Genomic DNA, 17,574 nt, shown 5'->3' with positions numbered 1-17,574 from the left:
GTGGCCCCGAGCAGGAGAGGGAGACCGTGCACGAGGACACCGAGAAGGAGCTGAGGGCCCGGCTGACCCGGCTGACCGGAGCCGCCCGCACGCGCCCGCTGCTCGAGCTCTTCCAGATCCTCGCCGACCGGTACTGGCGTGCCGGCCCCGGCCGGCCGGCCGCCCTGCCCGCGCTCGACGAGGCGATCGACTGCCTGGCCGAGGCGTACGGCCATCTCCGGCCCGGCGACCCGATGCGGGCACAGGCCGCCGGCCACCTGGGATGGTTCCTCGGCACGCGGCAGATCGCGCACGGCGGGCCGGAGAGCGACCGGCCGCGGGCGATCGGGCTGCTGGAGGAGGCACTCGCAGCGACCAACCTGCCACCCATGTTCACGTTCATCGCGCGGCTGACCCTGGGCCAGCTCCACCTGACCTCGGTGGTCCGTGGGTTCCAGTCGCTCGACATGTCGACGCTGCTGGCGGGAACGGGACACCGGCCCGACCTCACCGAGGCTGACCGGGCCATCGACTGTTTTCAGCAGGTGCTGGCCGGTCACCTGCTCAGCACCGAGATGGCCGAGGGGACGCAGGCCATGCTGACGTGTGCCGAGACGGTACGGGACCTGTTCGTCGGGCTCGACGCCGGCACCGGCATCGACTTCGAGCCGATGATGCGGGCGATGGCCACGCTGCAGGAGGTGCAGCGACGGACTGCGGACGGGGTGAACGCCGGCACGATGCCGCGGCTGCCGAACCTCCTCGGCGGGCGGTCGACGGCCACCGTGGACACGCTGGACTTCCCCGTCACGGTCCTGCACGGGCCGGAGCCCGTCCTCCTGCACGGGCCGGAGCCCGTCCCCGGCGCCGGCGACCGCGTCAGGCCGTCGGCGGCACCCGTCGACCCGGCGGCGCTGCGGCGCGCCCTGCGGGAGCGGGTGGCGGGCGGCGGCGACCCGCACGCCGCCCTCGCGGCCCTGCTGCGCCCGGACGCGCCGCCGCCACCGGCCGGGCTGGTCGACGACCTGGTGGGACTGGCCACCTCCGTCACCCACGCGGCGGGCGCCACCGCCACCGCCGCCGACCGGATCGTGCTGGCCGTGGCGCTGTACCTGCGCGGTCGCGACGACGCCGACGACGGGTGGGGGGACGCCGACGACGACGCCGGGGCCGCCGCCGTGGCGTTGTCGGCCGCCGCGGACGCCCTCCCCGCCGACCCGTCCGGCGCCGTTCCGCTCGCCGTCGACCTGGCGAGGCTCCTCGACGGGCGCAACCCCGAGGGGCGGGTCTGCGACGCCCTCCACGACCGGTTCGCCCCGGTGGCGCAGGCGCTGCGCGGCGTCCGGGTCCAGGCGCTGGCCTGGCCTCGGCCGGACGGGACGCGCCTGCTGCTGCACACCGACGACGGCAGGTTCCGCGACGGCCGCCCCGACGGGGCCCTGCCGCCCCGGGTCGTGGTCGTCGGCACCGAGCCCCTGCCCGACGACGACGCGGTGATCTCCCACGTCACCTCCGCCCGGCAGGCGGGCGAGCTGGCCGGCCGTGTCCCGCTCCGGGTCACCGAGGCCCCGGTGCTCGTGGTGGACCCCCGGGGCGGCCACGACGAGGCGAGCCTCGTGCGCCTGTGCCGCCGCCTCTACCCCCGGGCGGTCGTCCTGGGCCGCGCCGACGGAGGCAGCGACGGCCCCGGCACGCCGGAAGAGGTGCGGCGCCGCCTCGACGCGTCGATGCTGCACCTGACCTGCGGCGTCAGCGCCACCGGGACGCTGGAGCTGGCCGGGTCGACCGACCTGGACATCGCCGCGATCACCGGGCGGACGACGCGCACCGCGACCGAGGGCGGCCTGGTCGTCCTGCCGCCCACCGGCAGCGGGTCCGGGCCGCTCGCCGAGGCGTTCCTGGCGGCCGGCTTCACCGGGGTGGTGGGCTGGGCCCGGCCGGTGCCCCGCCCGGTCGCCACGCTGATGCTGGCCGTCCTGCACACCGGGCTGGTCCGCGGCGGGCTGCGGCCGGCCGCCGCCGTCCGCTCGGTGCGCCGGTGGCTGGCGTCACCGGACCGCAGGACGCCGGCCGGGCTGGCACCGGCCCCCATGGACGTCACCGGCCCGGCCCTCGCGGACCCTGGGTACCGCAGCGCCATGGTGTACCACGGGATCTGAGCCGCCATGGTGTACCACGGGATCTGAGCCGCCATGGGGTACCACGGGATCTGAGCCGGACGGCGCCCCGGCTCAGTTCCCGGGCCCGGGAACCTCGATCACGAGGGGGACGGTGACGGTCGCCCAGTCGTACGCGCCGTCCTCGGCGGACGCCACCAGGTCGCGGTGCTGGACGGCGCGACCGACCCGGTCGAGGAAGCCCCGGACGGCGAACGGCCCCCGAGACCCGCCGCGCGGGTCGCCCAGCGCCGGCATCTCGAACGGCTCCGGGCTGAACTGCTCCTCCGCCACCACCAGCTTCAGCCAGTCCCGCGCCCGCCTCCCCGGTTCGGGCACGGAGCCGGCCGGCAGGGACGCCACCACCCGGCGTCCCCGCAGGGCCGCCGTGCGCCCGCCCGGGACGACGTGGTCGCCCGGAAACAGGTCGGCGTGGACCCGGAACCGCTCGGTCAGGTCCAGCAGGACGCAGAACAGCCGGCGGTCGCTGCGGTTGTGCAGCCGGACGAAGAATTTGGGCGGCACCCACCCGGCCGGGCCGGGCTCGTAGCGGAGCCTCACCACGCCGTCGGCGTCCGCCTCGACGGGCGCACGGGTGAGCGGCGCGATCGTCTCCCCCGGTCGGGCCGCGACCACCTCGACGGCCACCGCGCCCGCCAAACCGGTCACCGGGTTGGTGAGGTCGCGCAGTTGCCGCCACCGGGCGATGTGCTCCAACTCCCGGACGGCCCGCCGCGCCCCGCCGCCGACGACGACGGTCAGGTCGCCGGTCAACCGGACGCCCTGCCGGTCCTCCACCCGGGCCACGCCCGGGCGCGGCGTCCGTACCCGCAGCTCCGGGACCGTGTCGGTGCCCGCCGGGTCGACCGGGCGCAGGTACGCCGACGGCCCGCCGTCCGGCCCGGCCGTGCCGAGCGCGGCGAGCACGGCGGCGGCGGTGGCGCGGTCCTGGTCCGCGCCGCCCACCGCCACGGTGGTGGCGGGCAACGGCACCCGGCTGAGCACCACCCGGTACTGCCTGTCCGGCTCGGGCCGCCACCTGACCGGCTCCACCAGGCTCCGCTCGGCGAGCACCTGGACGACCTCGGCCTCCCGCACCGGCGACCCGCCGACGACGGCGACGCGGACCGCGCCCGCCGTGGCGTCGGGGGGCGGGAGCAGACCGTGGCAGCTTCCGGCGTTGACCTCCCACCCGTCGCGGGCGTACCGCAGCACCAGGCCGGACTGCGGCGGCGCGAGGCGTCCACCGAGGAACGGCCGGTCGGCGATGCCGCGACCGGGCGGAACGAGCTGCGGCACCTGCTGGTACGCGTTCTGCTCCACCTCGACCTGGGCGGCGATCAGCAGGTCCCGGTACGTCGCCGTCGGCCCGAGCCGGCCGAGGGCGCGCAGCAGCGCCCAGCTGAACAGCCCTCGCCGCCGGCCGCCCAGGTCCATCTCCTGGGCCGCCTCGTGGGACCGGCTGGCGGCCAGGACGACGTGGTCCGGCGCGGGCGGCGACGGGCGCTCGTCGACCGCCAGCTCCGGCAGCAGCAGCTCCCGCGCCGGCGGCGCCGGCATCGGCTCCACCGCGCGGGCCCGCGCGCCCGGTTCCCGGTCCTCAAGCTCCCGGGTGGCGCCCGCGGAATGGCAGCTGTCGAGCACCACGGCCACGTGTCCCGCCCGGCGGGCCACCTCGTCGAGCAGGATCGACAGCTCCTTGTCCAGCAGGTCGGGCACGCCGCCGTGGCGGCTGTCCGCGCAGACCAGGGTCTGCACCAGGTGGGACGGTTCGGCGTACCACCACTGCGGGGCGGAGGCCTGCGACCCGTGGCCGCTGAACCAGAACAGGGCGGTGTCCCCGGAGCGGGCCCGACCGAGATGGGACCGCAGCGCCCCGATCACCGCCTCCCGGGTGGCCTGCCCATCCGACAGCACGAGCGCGTCGAGGTCGACGCCGGGGGCCGTGCGGGTCTGTAGGTAGGCCAGGGCATCGTCGATGTCGGTGCGGCACCCGCGCAGGTCGGGCACCGCCGGTGAGCGGTACCTGTCGATGCCGACCAGCAGGGCGTACAGGGTGCTCATCCGGTCTCTCCCGGGCCGACGTACAGCCAGCCGTGTTCGACGAAGTCCTTGGCCGGCAGGTCCACCGTGACCGGGGCGAAGTCCGCCGGCAGGGGTGGTCGGGTCGCGTGCGCGATGACGTCCTGGAACAGCACGTCGGGCAGCCCGAGGACGAAGTCGACCGCCGGTCGCGCGGCCAACGCCTCCCGCAGGGGCGGGCTGTCGAGGATGCGGTGCACCGCGACGGCCGCCACGCCGACCCAGCCGTTGGCCGCCGCCTTGACCAGTCCCCGGTGCAGCGCGACCCGCAGCCGCAGCCGGTCCGCCGGTTCCCGGCCGGCGTTCAGCTCCCGCAGGTGCCGCTCCAGGCCGCGCACCAGACGGGAGATCACCACGGCCTCGTCGATGCCGACCGGCAGCACGGTGAACTGGCCGTCGCCCTGCGGTTGGGGGGTGACGTCGGAGTCCGACACCCCGGCCGCCCGCCGGGCCAGTGACAGCAGCGCGACCAGGTCCCGCTGGACCTGCTCGGCGGCGGCGGTGCTGCGTCTGCTGTAGCCGGACACGTCGGCGGCCATGCACAGCCGGACCGCCGCGCCGTCCACGGGGCAGCCCGGGGAGAGCGTCTCGTCGAACCTCACCGACTCGCGCAGGCCGGCGCTGTACCGCTCCCGGCCACCGGCGACCCGCACCCGGACGTCGAGGGTCCCGGCGACCCGCGTCGTCCCGGCCGGCAGCTCCAGCAGCGCGTGCATGCCGTGGGCGCGGGGCACCAGCAGCTCGCCGCGCGGGTCCTCGTACGTCCAGCCGAACTCGTGGCGGTGGATTCCGAAGACGTGGGCCCGGGGCGTCGCCGCCCGGCTCGCCAGCCGGCGCAGCCAGCCCGGACGGGTCCGGGTCGCCGCCACGACGTGCGCCGCGGTCGCCGACGCCGGCTCGGCCTCGCCGGCCGGATAGGTCGGGTAGGTCGGGCCGAGCGCGCCGCCTGCGTCACCAGCCGGATAGGTCAGGCCGAGCGCGCCGCCGTCGCCGTCCAGCCGCGCGGCCAGCGCCCGCACGTCGGCCAGCGTCACCTCGAAGCACGCGGCCGTGTACCGCTGCCCCCTCGGCAGGGCGTCCAGGTCGAAGGCGAACAGCGCCCCGACGTACGACCCACCCGTCGCCTCGGCCCGGCGGCGCAGGTACACCGGCAGGTCCCGGACGGGCACGGGGTACAGCAGGGGCCGCCCGCAGCGCACCGGGATCGGGGCGGTGGCCGGCCCCCCGTCCGGGGTTCGGTCCCCGGTCGGGACCAGTTCGCCGTGGGCGAGCAGGTCGGCTTCCCGCAACTCGTCGACCGCGTCCTCGCGCTGGTCGTCCGGCCCGGTCACCGTGCCGCCCCCGAGACCCTCGCGACCCCGCCGCGTCGCACGGGTGCGGGGTGCCGCCAGGTGAACGCCGCACCGCCCAGCTCCACGGTCTCGCCCGGGCCGCAGGTGCCGGCCTGCCGGCCGGCGGCCGAGCCGTCCGGGGAGTAGCGGATCACCAGGCGGATCTCGGAGGACGCGGCGGAGCTACGGGACGCGGTCACCTCGCCGTACCCGGGCAGCCCCGCCGATCCGGCGGTGAGCGCGGCCCGACGGCCCGCCAGCGGCAGCTCGTGCTCCTCCCCGCCGGGTGGCCGTACCCGCAGCGTCCCGGCGAGGGACGGGGCCAGCCGCCGCCGGCGCATCCACCACCCGACCCCGGCCAGGGCCAGCAGCAGGACGCCGCCGGCGGCCCACCACCTGAGGCTGCCGCGCTCGGCGGAGAGGGACACCGGGGCCGCCCCGTCGTCCAGTCGCGGCGCGAAGGTCAGCCCGAGGTCACCGGTCAGCACGCCCGCCCACGGTGAACCCACGTCGCCGCTGAGGGTCAGCGTCGTGTTCGCCGTGACCTGGGACAGTGGGGCCACCCGGCGGGGGCCGGCGTCCCACTCGACGGTCACCGGCACGGTCGCGGTGCCGCCGGCGGGCAGCTCGACCGGGCCGGCCGGCACCGTGACCCGGACGTCCGGCCGGTCACTGCGCACGGCGAGGTGATCGACCACCAACGGGATTCTCGTGGCGGTCGACCGGAGCCGGACCTCCAGCCGGGTCCGGCCGGCGGCGATTTGGCCGGTGGCGGCGGGCCAGGTCACCTCGATGCCGTGGGTCACGTCGTCGCCGAGCACGCTGCGGGCCTTCGCCGCGCGGGCTGCGGACTTGGGCTGCTCCAGTTGCTCGCCCAGCCGGTCGATCGACGCGGGCGCGAGAATCCGGGCACCCGGGTAGACCCTGGCCAGCAGCGGCGCGCCGGTCGACCCCGCCAGCGGCACGGCGTACGCGTTCAGGGAGGTCCTCCGCAGCGACCGGCCGGCCCCGGCCAGCTGGTTCCACGCGTACCCCTGCTCGAACGGGTACGCGCTGCCGGCCGGCGGTTCGTGCCGCCCGTCGGTGAGCAGGACGACCGTGGCGATCTGCGGCCTGCCCTGGCGGTTCAGCAGCCGCAGGCTCGTCTCGATCGCCGCGCCGATGTCGGTGTGCTGCCCGTCGGCGGTGGGCGGCAGCTTGCCGACGACCTGGTCGGGAGAACGGCCGGCCGGGCCGTCGTGGACCACCCTCGCCGCGTCCGCGAAGGTCACCAGGGCGATCCGGTCGTCCGGCGCGAGCGCGGCGAGGAACGACCGCAGCGACGCCTTCACCCGCTCGTACCGCCGGCCCTCGCGCATCGACCGGGACACGTCCACCAGCACCACGTAGTCGCCCGCCACCCGGTTGACGCCGAGCGCCGAGTACACCTCGTCGCCGGTCGCCGGGGCCGCCGCCGCCGGGCCGCCGGGCAGGCCCACGGCGGCCAGCGCCGCGAGCGCCGCCAGGAAACCCGCGGCCGTACGTCGAACACTGCCCACTGTTCGTCCTCCGCCCGTGCCGTCCGTCGCCTGTGCCTGACGGACGGGACCGCCCGGCGCGGGCGACGCGGTCCGTCAGACATGACCGAGACGCCCGCCGCAGCGGCGGAAGGGACCAGGGAGGGAGCACGGGGTGCACGAGGAACCGCAGGGTCCCGCCGAGGAGGAACCCGCCGTCGGGGCGGGCCCGCAGGCGGTCGCCCCGGAACCCGCCACGGGCCCGGACCGGCTGGACGAACTGGCGCAGCGGCTGGGCGACGAACTGGCCGGGCTCCGGGCCGAGGTCGCCCGCGAACACCACCGCGCGGCGGCCCGCGAGCAGGTCATCGACCGGCTGCACGAGGAGAACCAGCGCCTGCGGGCCGGCGAGCGGCTGCTCCTGCTCCGCCCGTTGCTGACCGACCTCCAGCGGCTGCGCCACGACCTGCTGCGCACCGCCGCGGGACTGCCCGCCGGGTTCGACACCGCCGCGGCGGCGGACATGCTGCGCAGCTATGCCGCCAGCCTTGAGCTGACCCTCGAACGGGGCGGTGTCACCGTGCTGGTCCCGGTGCCCGGCGCCGCGTTCGATCCGTCGACGCAGCGGGCCGCCGGGACGGTGCCGGCCGTCGACCCCGGCCAGGAGGGAACCGTCGCCGAGGTCGTCCTGGACGGCTACCACGACGTCGAGGCCGGGCGCACGGTCGTGCCCGCCGCGGTCAGGGTCCACCGCTGGCTCCCCGACCCGGCTCCCGTACCGGCCGGCACCGGGCCGGGGCCCGCGAGCGCCACCCAGCCCACGCCCAACCCGTGACAGCCCAGCGGAACAGCGGACAGGAGCACCATGTCGGACGAGAACCTGACCTTCTTCGGCATCGACCTGGGTACGACGTACTCGGTCGTGTCGTACATCGACGAGACCGGCCGGCCCGCCGTCGTCCGCAACGTCATCACGAACGACGAGACCACCCCGTCGGTCGTCTACTTCGAGGAGGGCGCCGGCGAGGTGGTGGTGGGCGAGGCCGCCAAACGCGTGTCCCGGCTCTACCCGTCCCGGGTGGTCGAACGGGTCAAGCGGAGCATGGGCAGGGAGGCGCAGTGGGAGTTCGACGGCACCACGTACACCCCTGAGTCGATCTCCGCGCTGATCCTCAAGCAGCTCGCCCAGGACGCCGAGTACTACACGAAGCGCCCGGTGCGCCAGGTGGTGATCACGGTGCCGGCGTACTTCGGCCTGCTGGAGCGGGACGCCACCCGCAACGCCGGCAGGATCGCCGGACTGGACGTCGTCGAGGTCGTGCCCGAGCCGGTCGCCGCCGCCCTGCAGTACGACCTCGACGGCGAGGCCACCCGGACGGTCCTGGTGTACGACCTGGGCGGCGGCACCTTCGACACCACGGTCATCCGGATCGACGCGGACGCCGTCGAGGTGCTCTGCACCGACGGCGACCAGCAGCTCGGTGGCGCCGACTGGGACGCGCGCCTGGTCCAGTACCTGGTCGACGAGTTCGTGGGCCACGCCGGGCCGGCCGACGATCCGACCCTGGACGAGGAGTTCATGCAGGACCTCGCGCTGACCGCGGAGGAGGTCAAGCGGCAACTGTCGACCGTGACGTCACGCCGGGTCCCGATGCGCTACGCGGGCGCGTCCACGTCGGTGGAGGTCACCCGGGAGACGTTCGAGGACGTCACGCGGGACCTGCTCGACCGGACCGTCGAGTACACCGAGCGCACCCTGCACACGCTGGGCGACAAGCTGGGGATCGCCGATCCGGCGGCGGCCGTCGACGAGGTGTTGCTGGTCGGTGGCTCCAGCAAGATGCCGGCGGTGGCCCGGCGGCTGGCCGAGAAGTGGGGCTGGACGGCCCGCCTGCACGACCCCGACCTGGCGGTGGCCAAGGGCGCGGCCCGGTTCGCCCTCAGCCGGGCGCTGTGGGCGTGGGACGGGCAGGGCGCGGCGCCGACCGCCGAGGAGAAGCAGCAGCGGGCGTCGGCGCTGGCGCTGGCGCTCGGGATGGACGAGGAGTCGCTGACCGCCAGCGCCAACAGGCGGATCGTCACCGTCCTGCCGAAGTCCTTCGGCGTGAAGTTGCAGGACACCTCGGCGCCCGACTGGCGGTCGCAGCCGGAGAAGATGTACGTCGAGCACCTCATCCACGCGAACGAGGCGCTGCCCATCGAGGGCCGCGAGTTGGACGCCCGCACCATCGAAGACGGCCAGACCGCCGTGCGGATCGAGATCTACGAGCAGGCCGGCGCCGCCGAGAGCCCCGACCTGGCGGCGAACAAGCCGGTGGACCGGGGCGCGGGGGTCATCGGCGGCCTGCCGCCGCTGCCGAGGCACTCGCCCGTCGCCATCAGCATGGGCGTGAGCGTGGGGGGAGAGCTGAGACTGCACGCGGTCGAGCCGGGCTCCGGGCAGGAACTCACCATCGAGGTCCAGGTCAGCGTCCTCAGCGAGGACGAGGTGCACCAGGCCCGGGAGGTCGTCGCGGCGCTCACGGTGCGGGGCTGAGCTGATGGCGTTCGACCAGCGCAGGTACCTACAGGACGTGATCATGCCGCTGCGGGACCAGCCCGGCGGGCTGTCGCCCACGGACCTGGCCCGGCACTACGCGGTCACCCCGGACATGTCCCCGGCCCAGCTCCGAGACCACCTGACGGCGATCCGGCGGCTGTGGAACCAGCGTTCGGGCGGCGTCGACGCGGGGGCCCGGGTCTGCGCGCAGCTGTTCAGCCGGGACGAGCAACTGCGCGCCCAGCACGGCGCGGACATGTTCGAGCCACGGTGGTGGCGGGAGCGGGCCGAGGATCACGACCGGGGATCCCGCGCCGAGTCCGAGCGCTTCGCCCGGGACCTCGCCCGGGCGTACGGCGCGCTGGGCCGGATCACCCGGGGCCAGCTCAAGGAGATCGCCGGGCACTGGCCGGGCCTGGACCCGGGCCAGATCGACGAGGCGGTCCGGCGCGCCGGCCTGGCGGTGGTGGATCCGGTCGAGCTGCCCGCCGGCTCCGGCATGGAACGCACGGCGTACCGCGCCCTGGTCCGGCTCCAGGACCTGCTCGGCGTGCCCACCGTCGTCCAGGTGGTGCACCCCGACGGCGCACCGTTCCGGTTGCTCGGTCCGGAGGCGGTGGCGCTCGACGCGGCCACGGTGCGCGCCCGCGCGCAGGAGGCGAACCGGTTGGCCGACGCCACTGCGGTCCGTACCCGCAAGGAGGCACTGGGTCTGCTGGAGCGGGCCGTGGGCGACGGCGTGGACCTGCGGGCGCTCGCGGTGTTCCAGGTCGTCGAGCGGCTCCGGGCCGGACGGGCCAGGGGAATCGCGGACGGCATGCTGGTGCCGATCGCCACCGACGCCGGACTGGAGCAGGGCGACGCCCAGTCGGTGGTCGCCAGCCTGCCGGTCGACGCGGACCCCGAGGCCGGCCCGGCGGACAGGATCCGTGACCTGGTCGCCGACGGGCGGCTCCTCGCGGCCCGGCAGGCCCTGGCGGTGCTGTCGGCCGACGACCCGCACCGCGAGGAGCTGCAGAGCCAGGTCGATGCCCTGCTGAGCGAGGTCGATTCGCTGCGGCGGGCGGCCGACGAGGCGGCCCGGACGGAGCGCGAGGAGGAGGCGGCCCGGCTGCTGCGCTCGGCGCTGCGCATCGCCGGTGACGACGACGGTCTCGCCGACCGGCTCGGCGCGCTCGCGCCGCCGCCCCCGCGCGACCTGTCCGCGCGGGCGGTGGACACCGGTGTCCGCCTGACCTGGACGGCACCGCCCACCCCGGCGGTGGAGGTGCGTTACCGGGTGGTCCGCGCCGACCGGCCGCCCCGCTCCTCGGCCGACGGCGAGACGGTCGTGGAGGGCTCCCTGACGGATGCGACGGACGGTTCCCCGCCGCCCGCCCGGCCCCTGCACTACGGCGTCTTCGCCAGCGTCGGCGGGGACTGGTCACGACCGGCGACGGTGCGGATCCTGGTGGTGCCGCCCGTGGTGGCCGTGCGGGTGTGGGTGCGCCCCGACGAGATCTCCTGCGCCTGGCGGGCGCACCCGGCCGCGGAGGGCGTGCGGGTGCGACGCACCCTCGGCCGGCCGCCGGCCTCCCCGCAGGACGGGGAGCCGGTGGCCGCGGGCCGCACCGGGCTCTCGGACGACACCGGCGACGGCAGGACCGACCGGTACTACGGCATCGTCGCGGTCTACCGCGACGAACACGGCGAGGAGGTCGCCTCGCCGCTCGTGGTGGCCCGCGCGGCGCTGCGCGACACGGCCCCACCGCACGTGGAGCGGCTGCGGGCCCACGTCACCGCGGTCGACACGCAGACCGCGACGGCCCACCTCGCCTGGCTCACCCCCTCCGGCGGCACGGTGTCGGTCCGCCGGTCCGAGCTGGCCCCGTCGTGGGCGGCGGGCGAGCGGATCCGCCGCGACGAGCTGGAGGGGTACGGCGAGGCGCTGGTCAGCGACCGGCTGGAGCAGGGGGCGGAGACCCTGCTGGAGGTGACCGTCCCGAGTGGTCGGTTCGTGTACGTGCCGTTCACGGTCGACGCGGCGACCGGTACCGCCGTGGTGGGCGAGCCGGTCCTGCTCGGGGTGGCCGAACCGGTCCAGCAGCTCGTCGCCCGCCGCACCGGCGACGAGGTCAACATCGCCTGGGTGTGGCCGCCCTCGGTGCATCTGGCGGAGGTCACCTTCACGCCACCGCACGGCCCGCCGGTGGTCCGGCGGCTGACCCGTGGCCAGTTCACCGAGTCGGGCTGCCGCGTCCCGGTCTCCTCCGGCGGCGGCCGAATCTCCGTCCGGTCGGTCGAGCGCGGCCCGGCCGGGGAGACGTTCTCCGTCCCCGAGTCCGTCCCGGTCGACCGCGTCCCCGTGGCGGTCGGGTACCACCTCCAGCGCGCCGGCGGGCCCTTCAGCCGCAAGCGGCTGCTGAGCGTCGACGTCGACCGGCCGTGCGAGGGGGTGGAGCTGCTCCTCGTGGCCGCGCCGGGCCTGGCCATGCCGGTACGGCCGGAGCAGGGCACCGTGGTGGCCCGGGTGACCGGTCTCTGCCTCCAACCGGACGCGCCGTGGCGGATGCCCTTCACGATGCCCTCCGGCCTGGCCAGGCCGTACTGGCTGCGTTGCTTCGTGATCCGGCCGACCGGGGTCCGGGTCACCGACCCGATCCACGAGATGAAGGTGTCCTGAGATGACCACCCCCTCCTGCCCGTACTGCTACGCCAAGATCGACCTACGGGCGCCGTGGTTCCGCTGCACGGGGCGCCGGGCACCGGGCAAGGAGCCCTGCAAGCCGCATTGGGACGTGGCCCGCGAGCAGGCGATCGGCATCAAGGAGATGGTGCTGCCGTCGTTCGCGGGGCCGCGTCGCGCCCTGCGGGCGGTGACCGCCGCGGCCTGCCCGGACTGCGGCGCCGAGTCCGCCGTGAAGGTCTGCCCGACCTGCCACAGCCGGCTGCCGGCGACGTTCGGCGAGGGGCGCAGCCCGCTCATCGCGATGGCGGGCGCGCGGCACACCGGCAAGAGCGTCTACCTCAAGGTGCTGTCGTACCAGTTGCGACACGGCATGGGGCAGCGCTTCGGCGCCGACGTCCGCCTCGTCGGCGACAGCCAGTTCCGGGCCGAGACCGGCGGCGGCAAGGACTTCCTCGACCCGGCCGGCGCGCTCTTCCCCGACGGCGGGCTCTACCAGCGCACCAACCAGGCGGAGTTCGGCCGACGCGAGCCGATCGTGTTCGCCTGGCGGCAGAACCGGGGGATCACCGGCTACGAGACGACCTTCCTGTCCTTCTTCGACACCGCCGGGGAGGACCTGATCGACCAGGAGACGGTCGACAACCTGCGCTACCTCGGCGCGGCCGACGCCCTCATCCTGCTGCTCGACCCGTTCATGATCCCGCAGGCCCGGGACCTGATCGACCTGCCGGACTCGGCGGTCGAGAAGCACGCCAGCACCATCGACGTGGTCAACCGGGTGACCGAGAACCTCCGGATCAGCCACCGCCTCGGCGGCCGGCGGAACATCCCGATCCCGGTGGCCGTGGCGTTCGCGAAGATCGACGCCTTCTTCGACGTGCTGGGCCCGGACCACCCCCTGGTCCGCCGTCCGGCGCCCGGTCCCTGCTACGACGAGCAGGCCGGACGGGTCACCCACGAGCACGTCCGCGCGCTGCTGCACGAATGGGGGGCCGACGACATCGACGCCCACCTCACCCTCAACTACCGCAACTTCCGCTACTTCACCGTCTCGGCGCTCGGGGCCGAGCCGGACTACGACAAGAACGAGGTCGACGCGCGCGGGGTCCGGCCGTTCCGGGTCGACGAGCCGCTGCTGTGGCTGCTCAGCAAGTTCAACGTGGTGCCGCGCAGCAGGGCCGCCCGATGACGGGGCGGTTCGAGACCCTGGTCTACACCGACTGCCGCCCCGGGCAGGGGCTCAAGGGCGTCGCCGGGCTGCAGTTCCAGGCCCGGTCCTCCGACGAGGCCGCCGCCGGACAGGACCTGGTCCGCAACAACCTGCTCTACGAGCCGCCGTCGTCGTGGATGGCCGACCGGCGGCCCGTCGCGCAGTACCCGCCCTCGTTCGCGCACATCCGGTCCGGTGGTCTCCTGGCCACGGCAGCGGGGGTCTACCTGGGCCGCGAGGCCAACGGCACCCGGGAGGGCAACCAGCTCACCCACGCCGTCGTCACCACCGACGCCGCCAGCTACGACGACCTGCGGCCGGCGCAGCTGTTCCGCGCGGCGTTCTGGTCGACAGAGCCGGCACCGACGACCCGCAGCGCGCCGGTGGAACTCACCGGCGGGATGGGTGCCGCCCTCTCCCCCGCCCACGCGCGGGACTTCGTGCTCGCCCAGCCGAACGGGCCGGTGACGCTGCTCGCCCTGGTCTCCGCCCTCGCCGAGGCCGGGCAGCCCGGCCGGCGGCGGGTGCTCTTCGTCGGCGACGACACGGCGTCGGTCGTGTCGTGGATCGTCGCGGGCACCCTCCTCGTGCCGCGTGAGCGGGCACTGGAGTTGGGGTTCAAGGTGTTCTCGACCGACCCGGCGCGTTCCGCGCTGCCGATCGTCGCGGTGCTGCCGGAGTTCGCCGGCTCGGCCGGCCGGGTCGACAACGAGCTCGGCTACGCGGTGTTCGACCTGTGCCGACACGCGCACACCCCGGTGGCGCCGACCGCCGCCGCCCGCCGCTGGGTGGACCTGTTCCTGGCCGAGGACCCCCGGGACGTGGTGGACGCCCTGCACGTCGCCACGGAGTCCGGGATGACCGTCGGCGGCGAGCCGTCGGAGGAGGCCGCCGCCGCGCTCGGGCTGGCCGCCATCCTGCACCGGAGGCCGGACCCCCGGCACGCCGAGGCCATCGTGGGCTGGTTGCGCACCGGGCCGGCGCGGATGCGCCGCGCGTACGGCGTCGACGTCGCCGACCTGTTCGCCGAGACCCCCGAGCGGTGGCCGCAGGAGGTGCTGGTGCTGCTCGACGAGGTCGGCTGCGACGGCCTCGTGCCCGGCCGGGCCGCCGAGGTCCGGCTCGCTCTCATGATCAGCGAGGTTGCGGCCGCCCGGACCCGGGGCGTGGTGACGGATCGGCCGCTGCCCGCGCTGCCGGCCGGCGAGTGGAACGCGGACCACGACGAGCACGCTCGGCAGATCCTCACCGAGGCCCTCGCCTCAGGGGTGCCGCCGCTGCGGTTCGCCGCCCTGCTGCGGGTGGCCGCCCGGTTCCGCGTCGACGTGCGGTGGGACGACATCCAGGACGCCGCCGAGCCGTTCGTCGGGTACTGGGCGGATCATCCCCGGGAGATCCGTCCTCGCGACTGGCCGTGCGCCGCCAGGCTGCGCGACCGGCTCATCGCTGTGCTGGGCGAACGCGCCCTGCTCGGCGGAGCGGCGCAGGCCGAGATCGGCGACACCTGGCGGGAGACGCTGCTCCCCCACGTCAGCATGTTGCTGCCGCAACTGGCGGAGGCGGTGCTGGGCGCGACGGTGCGACACGGCGAGAACCGGGCCGCCCTCGTCGAGCGCCATCTCCGCGAGACCCGGCACGAGCCCGGGTGGTTTACCTGGACGGCGGGTGCGCTGTGGAGCCAGGCCCCGCCCACGACCGCCGAGCTGGAGCTGATGCGGGACCTCGCGCCGGATGGCGCCCGACCGCCCGAGCGGGTGTACCGCCGGCTCGTCGCGCAGGTCACCGGCAGCGCGGTGCCGACCCCACGGCTGCTCGACCTCTGCCGGGCGCTGCTCGCCTGCGGGTTGATGACGGCCACCCCGCAGGTGCGCGGGGAACTGGAGGACGACGACACGCTGACAACCATCGTCGCCGAGCTGCGCCGGGTCCCGGGCGGTGAGCGCACCGCGACGCTGCTGCGGCACCTGCGCGGGTGCTCGCCCCGCCTCGTGGAGATGCGGCAGGCCGACGTCGCGTCGGCGCTGGCCCGGGCGGTCGCCTTCCAGGCCCTCGACGCGGTGCTCGACCGGCACCCGGCCCTGCTGCTGCCCCTCGTCACCCGGCTGGCCGAGACGCTGCACCACGAGGACGCCGTGGCGCCCGCCGCCCTGTCCTACTACCTGCTCGCGGGCGCGGGCCAGCTCGCGCCCCCGCAGGTGACGCTGCTCGAACAAGCCCTCGGTCACTGGCTGACCCGGGCCCAAGACGAGCAGATCGAGCGCGCCGGCCGACACTTCGGCCAACTCGGCAGCGACTGGCGGGACGGCTGGCAGCGACACGTCGAGGCGTACCGCCACCGGCGCCGCCGCTACCGGCTGACCCACCCGTTCGGGCGCCGGTGACCGATGCTGTACATCTGGCTCCTCATCTACCTGGCGGCCTGCGTGGCCTGCCTGGTCTTCGTCTCCGCGCCGCTGGCCATCGTCGCGATGGGCGCCGCCCTGGTCGTCGGCCTGGCCCTCGCGCTCGGGCTCGCCGGCGTCGTCCTGCTCGGCCGGGCGTCCTGGGCCCGGGTTCGCACCCCCGAGCAGGTCCGCCAGGCCCTGCCGGGGCGGGTCGCGCCGGCCTTCGTCCGCCGCGATCGGGCCTGGCCACAGTACTTCGCCGCCCAGGTGCTGCTCGACGTCCGCGCCGTGGCGGAGCGGACCCTCGCGATCACCGGTCAGGTCTGGACCCGGCCGCTGCCCTGGGCGCGGGCCCACCTGGTCTGGTGGCCGCTGTACGTACCGGTCGTCGCCGTCCAGCTCGGCGTGTCGCTGGGCGCCGCCGCCGGGGTCCTGGGCGTCGCGCTGGTCGCGGCTGGTGTCACGGCGGCGGCCTGGCTGGTCGGCGGGGCCGTGGTCTGGCTGCTGCGCGGGGCGGACGCGGGCTGGCAGGCGGTGCGGCACTCCCGGGCCAGTTGCCGGCACTGCTACGAGCTGGCGGCCGTGCCCGCGTACCGGTGCCTCGGGCCGCACCCGACCGGTGACCGGCTGGCGGGCGACGACCTGCACCGGGACCTGCGGCCCGGCCGGCTCGGCGTGCTGTGGCGGCGCTGCGGCTGCGGCTGGCTGCTGCCGACCACCGTCCTGCGTGCCGCCTCCAGCCACCGGCTGGAGGCCCGCTGCCCGAGCTGCGGGGAGGCCCTGCTGCCGGGTGCCGGGGTGGTCACCGACGTCCGGATGCCCGTGTTCGGTCCCGCGTCGGCCGGCAAGACCCAGCTGATCATGTCGGCGCTGGTGGGGCTGCACCACGGCGGGGAGGACGCCGGCGGCGAGGTGTCCCTCCCCGACGAGCGCGACCGGCAGCGGCACGAGATGTACGCCCGGCTCATGCGGGACGGCGGCTCACCGGCGAAGACGGATGCCGGCGGCCCGCCCGTCGCCGTCACGCTCCGGCTGGCCCTCCGATCGCGGGTCGCGCTGGTGCACCTCTTCGACGCGGCGGGCGAGAACCTCGTCGACCGGGAGCAGAACGCCCGGCTGTCCTACCTCGACCACGCCCGCTCGCTGGTCTACGTCCTCGACCCGTTCTCGGTGCGGCGGGTGCGCGACGAGTACGCCGAGGGCGCGCCGGACGTCTTCGCCGCGGCGAACCCGGCGGCGCACGACCCGGAGGACGCGTACAACGCCACCGTGCAGCGGTTGCAGGAGTACGGGGTCCGCACCCGCCGCCGGCGGCTGGCGTTCGTCGTGTCCAAGGCGGACCTGCTCGGGAAGCTGTCGGCCGGCCCGGTGGAACCGGACGGGGTGCGGACGTGGCTGGTGGACAACGGGCTGAGCAACCTCGTCCTGGCAGCCGAGCGCGACTTCGGCGAGGTGCGCTTCTTCCTGGTCTCCGGTCGACACCCCGGCCGGGAGGGCGGTTTCGGGCCGGCGAGTTGGATCCTGGCACGGGAATGGGGAAGCCTTGACTGACGGCGGACGGCAGCAACTCCCACCGGCCCACCGTGCCGCGCGGCTGACGGTCCTCGTCGCCCTGGCCGGCGTGTTGGTCGCCGGCCTGCTCGCGGACGGCCTGACCGGCGTCGTCGGCGCGGCCTGCCGGCGCGGCGCCGAGGTCATCGCCCAGCTCTGGGCGCCGCTGACCGAGTGA

Annotated in this window: 11 protein-coding genes; 8 read left to right on the top strand and 3 right to left on the bottom strand. The window is 75.7% G+C overall.

The window, feature by feature from the left end:
* Positions 1 to 26 precede the first annotated feature (26 nt).
* Complete coding sequence (locus GVV04_RS28910) at positions 27 to 2,138, top strand: CHAT domain-containing protein (RefSeq protein ID WP_161692180.1); 2,112 nt, start codon at positions 27 to 29, stop codon at positions 2,136 to 2,138.
* A gap of 72 nt (positions 2,139 to 2,210) precedes the next feature.
* Here GVV04_RS28910 and GVV04_RS28905 read toward each other — a convergent pair whose 3' ends face one another.
* From GVV04_RS28905 to GVV04_RS28895, 3 genes are read right to left on the bottom strand one after another with little or no spacing between them, the layout of a single operon-like run.
* Entirely contained in the window at positions 2,211 to 4,199 is a 1,989-nt protein-coding gene (locus GVV04_RS28905) for a caspase family protein (protein WP_161692179.1), read from the bottom strand.
* On the bottom strand, positions 4,196 to 5,548 hold the full coding sequence (locus GVV04_RS28900) for a hypothetical protein (RefSeq protein WP_161692178.1): 1,353 nt from the start codon (positions 5,546 to 5,548) through the stop codon (positions 4,196 to 4,198). The genes GVV04_RS28905 and GVV04_RS28900 overlap by 4 nt, the downstream gene beginning before the upstream one ends.
* Complete coding sequence (locus GVV04_RS28895) at positions 5,545 to 7,086, bottom strand: VWA domain-containing protein (RefSeq protein ID WP_161692177.1); 1,542 nt, start codon at positions 7,084 to 7,086, stop codon at positions 5,545 to 5,547. The genes GVV04_RS28900 and GVV04_RS28895 overlap by 4 nt, the downstream gene beginning before the upstream one ends.
* A gap of 133 nt (positions 7,087 to 7,219) precedes the next feature.
* Here GVV04_RS28895 and grpE point away from each other — a divergent pair, with 133 nt between their 5' ends.
* Genes grpE through GVV04_RS28860 form a run of 7 tightly spaced genes read left to right on the top strand, consistent with a single transcriptional unit; the run spans position 7,220 to position 17,574 of the window.
* On the top strand, positions 7,220 to 7,879 hold the full coding sequence (gene grpE, locus GVV04_RS34620; RefSeq protein WP_161692176.1) for a nucleotide exchange factor GrpE: 660 nt from the start codon (positions 7,220 to 7,222) through the stop codon (positions 7,877 to 7,879).
* Positions 7,880 to 7,909: 30 nt separating this feature from the next.
* Positions 7,910 to 9,580 (top strand): Hsp70 family protein, encoded by a 1,671-nt coding sequence (locus GVV04_RS28885; protein WP_161692175.1) that lies wholly within the window; start codon positions 7,910 to 7,912, stop codon positions 9,578 to 9,580.
* A 4-nt stretch (positions 9,581 to 9,584) separates the two neighbouring features.
* Positions 9,585 to 12,245, top strand: a complete 2,661-nt coding sequence (locus tag GVV04_RS28880) for a hypothetical protein (protein ID WP_161692174.1) — start codon at positions 9,585 to 9,587, stop codon at positions 12,243 to 12,245.
* 1 nt (position 12,246) lies between these two features.
* Positions 12,247 to 13,440, top strand: a complete 1,194-nt coding sequence (locus GVV04_RS28875) for a hypothetical protein (protein WP_201754340.1) — start codon at positions 12,247 to 12,249, stop codon at positions 13,438 to 13,440.
* Complete coding sequence (locus GVV04_RS28870; RefSeq protein ID WP_161692173.1) at positions 13,437 to 15,842, top strand: GTPase-associated protein 1-related protein; 2,406 nt, start codon at positions 13,437 to 13,439, stop codon at positions 15,840 to 15,842. The genes GVV04_RS28875 and GVV04_RS28870 overlap by 4 nt, the downstream gene beginning before the upstream one ends.
* A gap of 3 nt (positions 15,843 to 15,845) precedes the next feature.
* Complete coding sequence (locus tag GVV04_RS28865; RefSeq protein WP_161692172.1) at positions 15,846 to 17,396, top strand: TRAFAC clade GTPase domain-containing protein; 1,551 nt, start codon at positions 15,846 to 15,848, stop codon at positions 17,394 to 17,396.
* The gene (locus GVV04_RS28860) at positions 17,389 to 17,574 is read left to right on the top strand and encodes a hypothetical protein (protein ID WP_161692171.1); all 186 of its coding nucleotides are present in this window, start codon (positions 17,389 to 17,391) and stop codon (positions 17,572 to 17,574) included. The genes GVV04_RS28865 and GVV04_RS28860 overlap by 8 nt, the downstream gene beginning before the upstream one ends.

This window comes from Micromonospora rubida (assembly GCF_009908295.1).
Classification (GTDB): Bacteria; Actinomycetota; Actinomycetes; order Mycobacteriales; family Micromonosporaceae; genus Micromonospora; species Micromonospora rubida.
Note: the sequence above shows the minus strand (reverse complement) of the source record. Positions and strands in the feature narration are given on the sequence as shown.

What these genes read in the sequence shown, in the direction of transcription:
- GVV04_RS28905 (WP_161692179.1), bottom strand. Translation starts at nt 4,199, where the DNA reads ATGAGCACCCTGTACGCCCTGCTGGTCGGCATCGACAGGTACCGCTCA.
- GVV04_RS28885 (WP_161692175.1), top strand. Translation starts at nt 7,910, where the DNA reads ATGTCGGACGAGAACCTGACCTTCTTCGGCATCGACCTGGGTACGACG.
- GVV04_RS28880 (WP_161692174.1), top strand. Translation starts at nt 9,585, where the DNA reads ATGGCGTTCGACCAGCGCAGGTACCTACAGGACGTGATCATGCCGCTG.
- GVV04_RS28875 (WP_201754340.1), top strand. Translation starts at nt 12,247, where the DNA reads ATGACCACCCCCTCCTGCCCGTACTGCTACGCCAAGATCGACCTACGG.
- GVV04_RS28870 (WP_161692173.1), top strand. Translation starts at nt 13,437, where the DNA reads ATGACGGGGCGGTTCGAGACCCTGGTCTACACCGACTGCCGCCCCGGG.
- GVV04_RS28865 (WP_161692172.1), top strand. Translation starts at nt 15,846, where the DNA reads ATGCTGTACATCTGGCTCCTCATCTACCTGGCGGCCTGCGTGGCCTGC.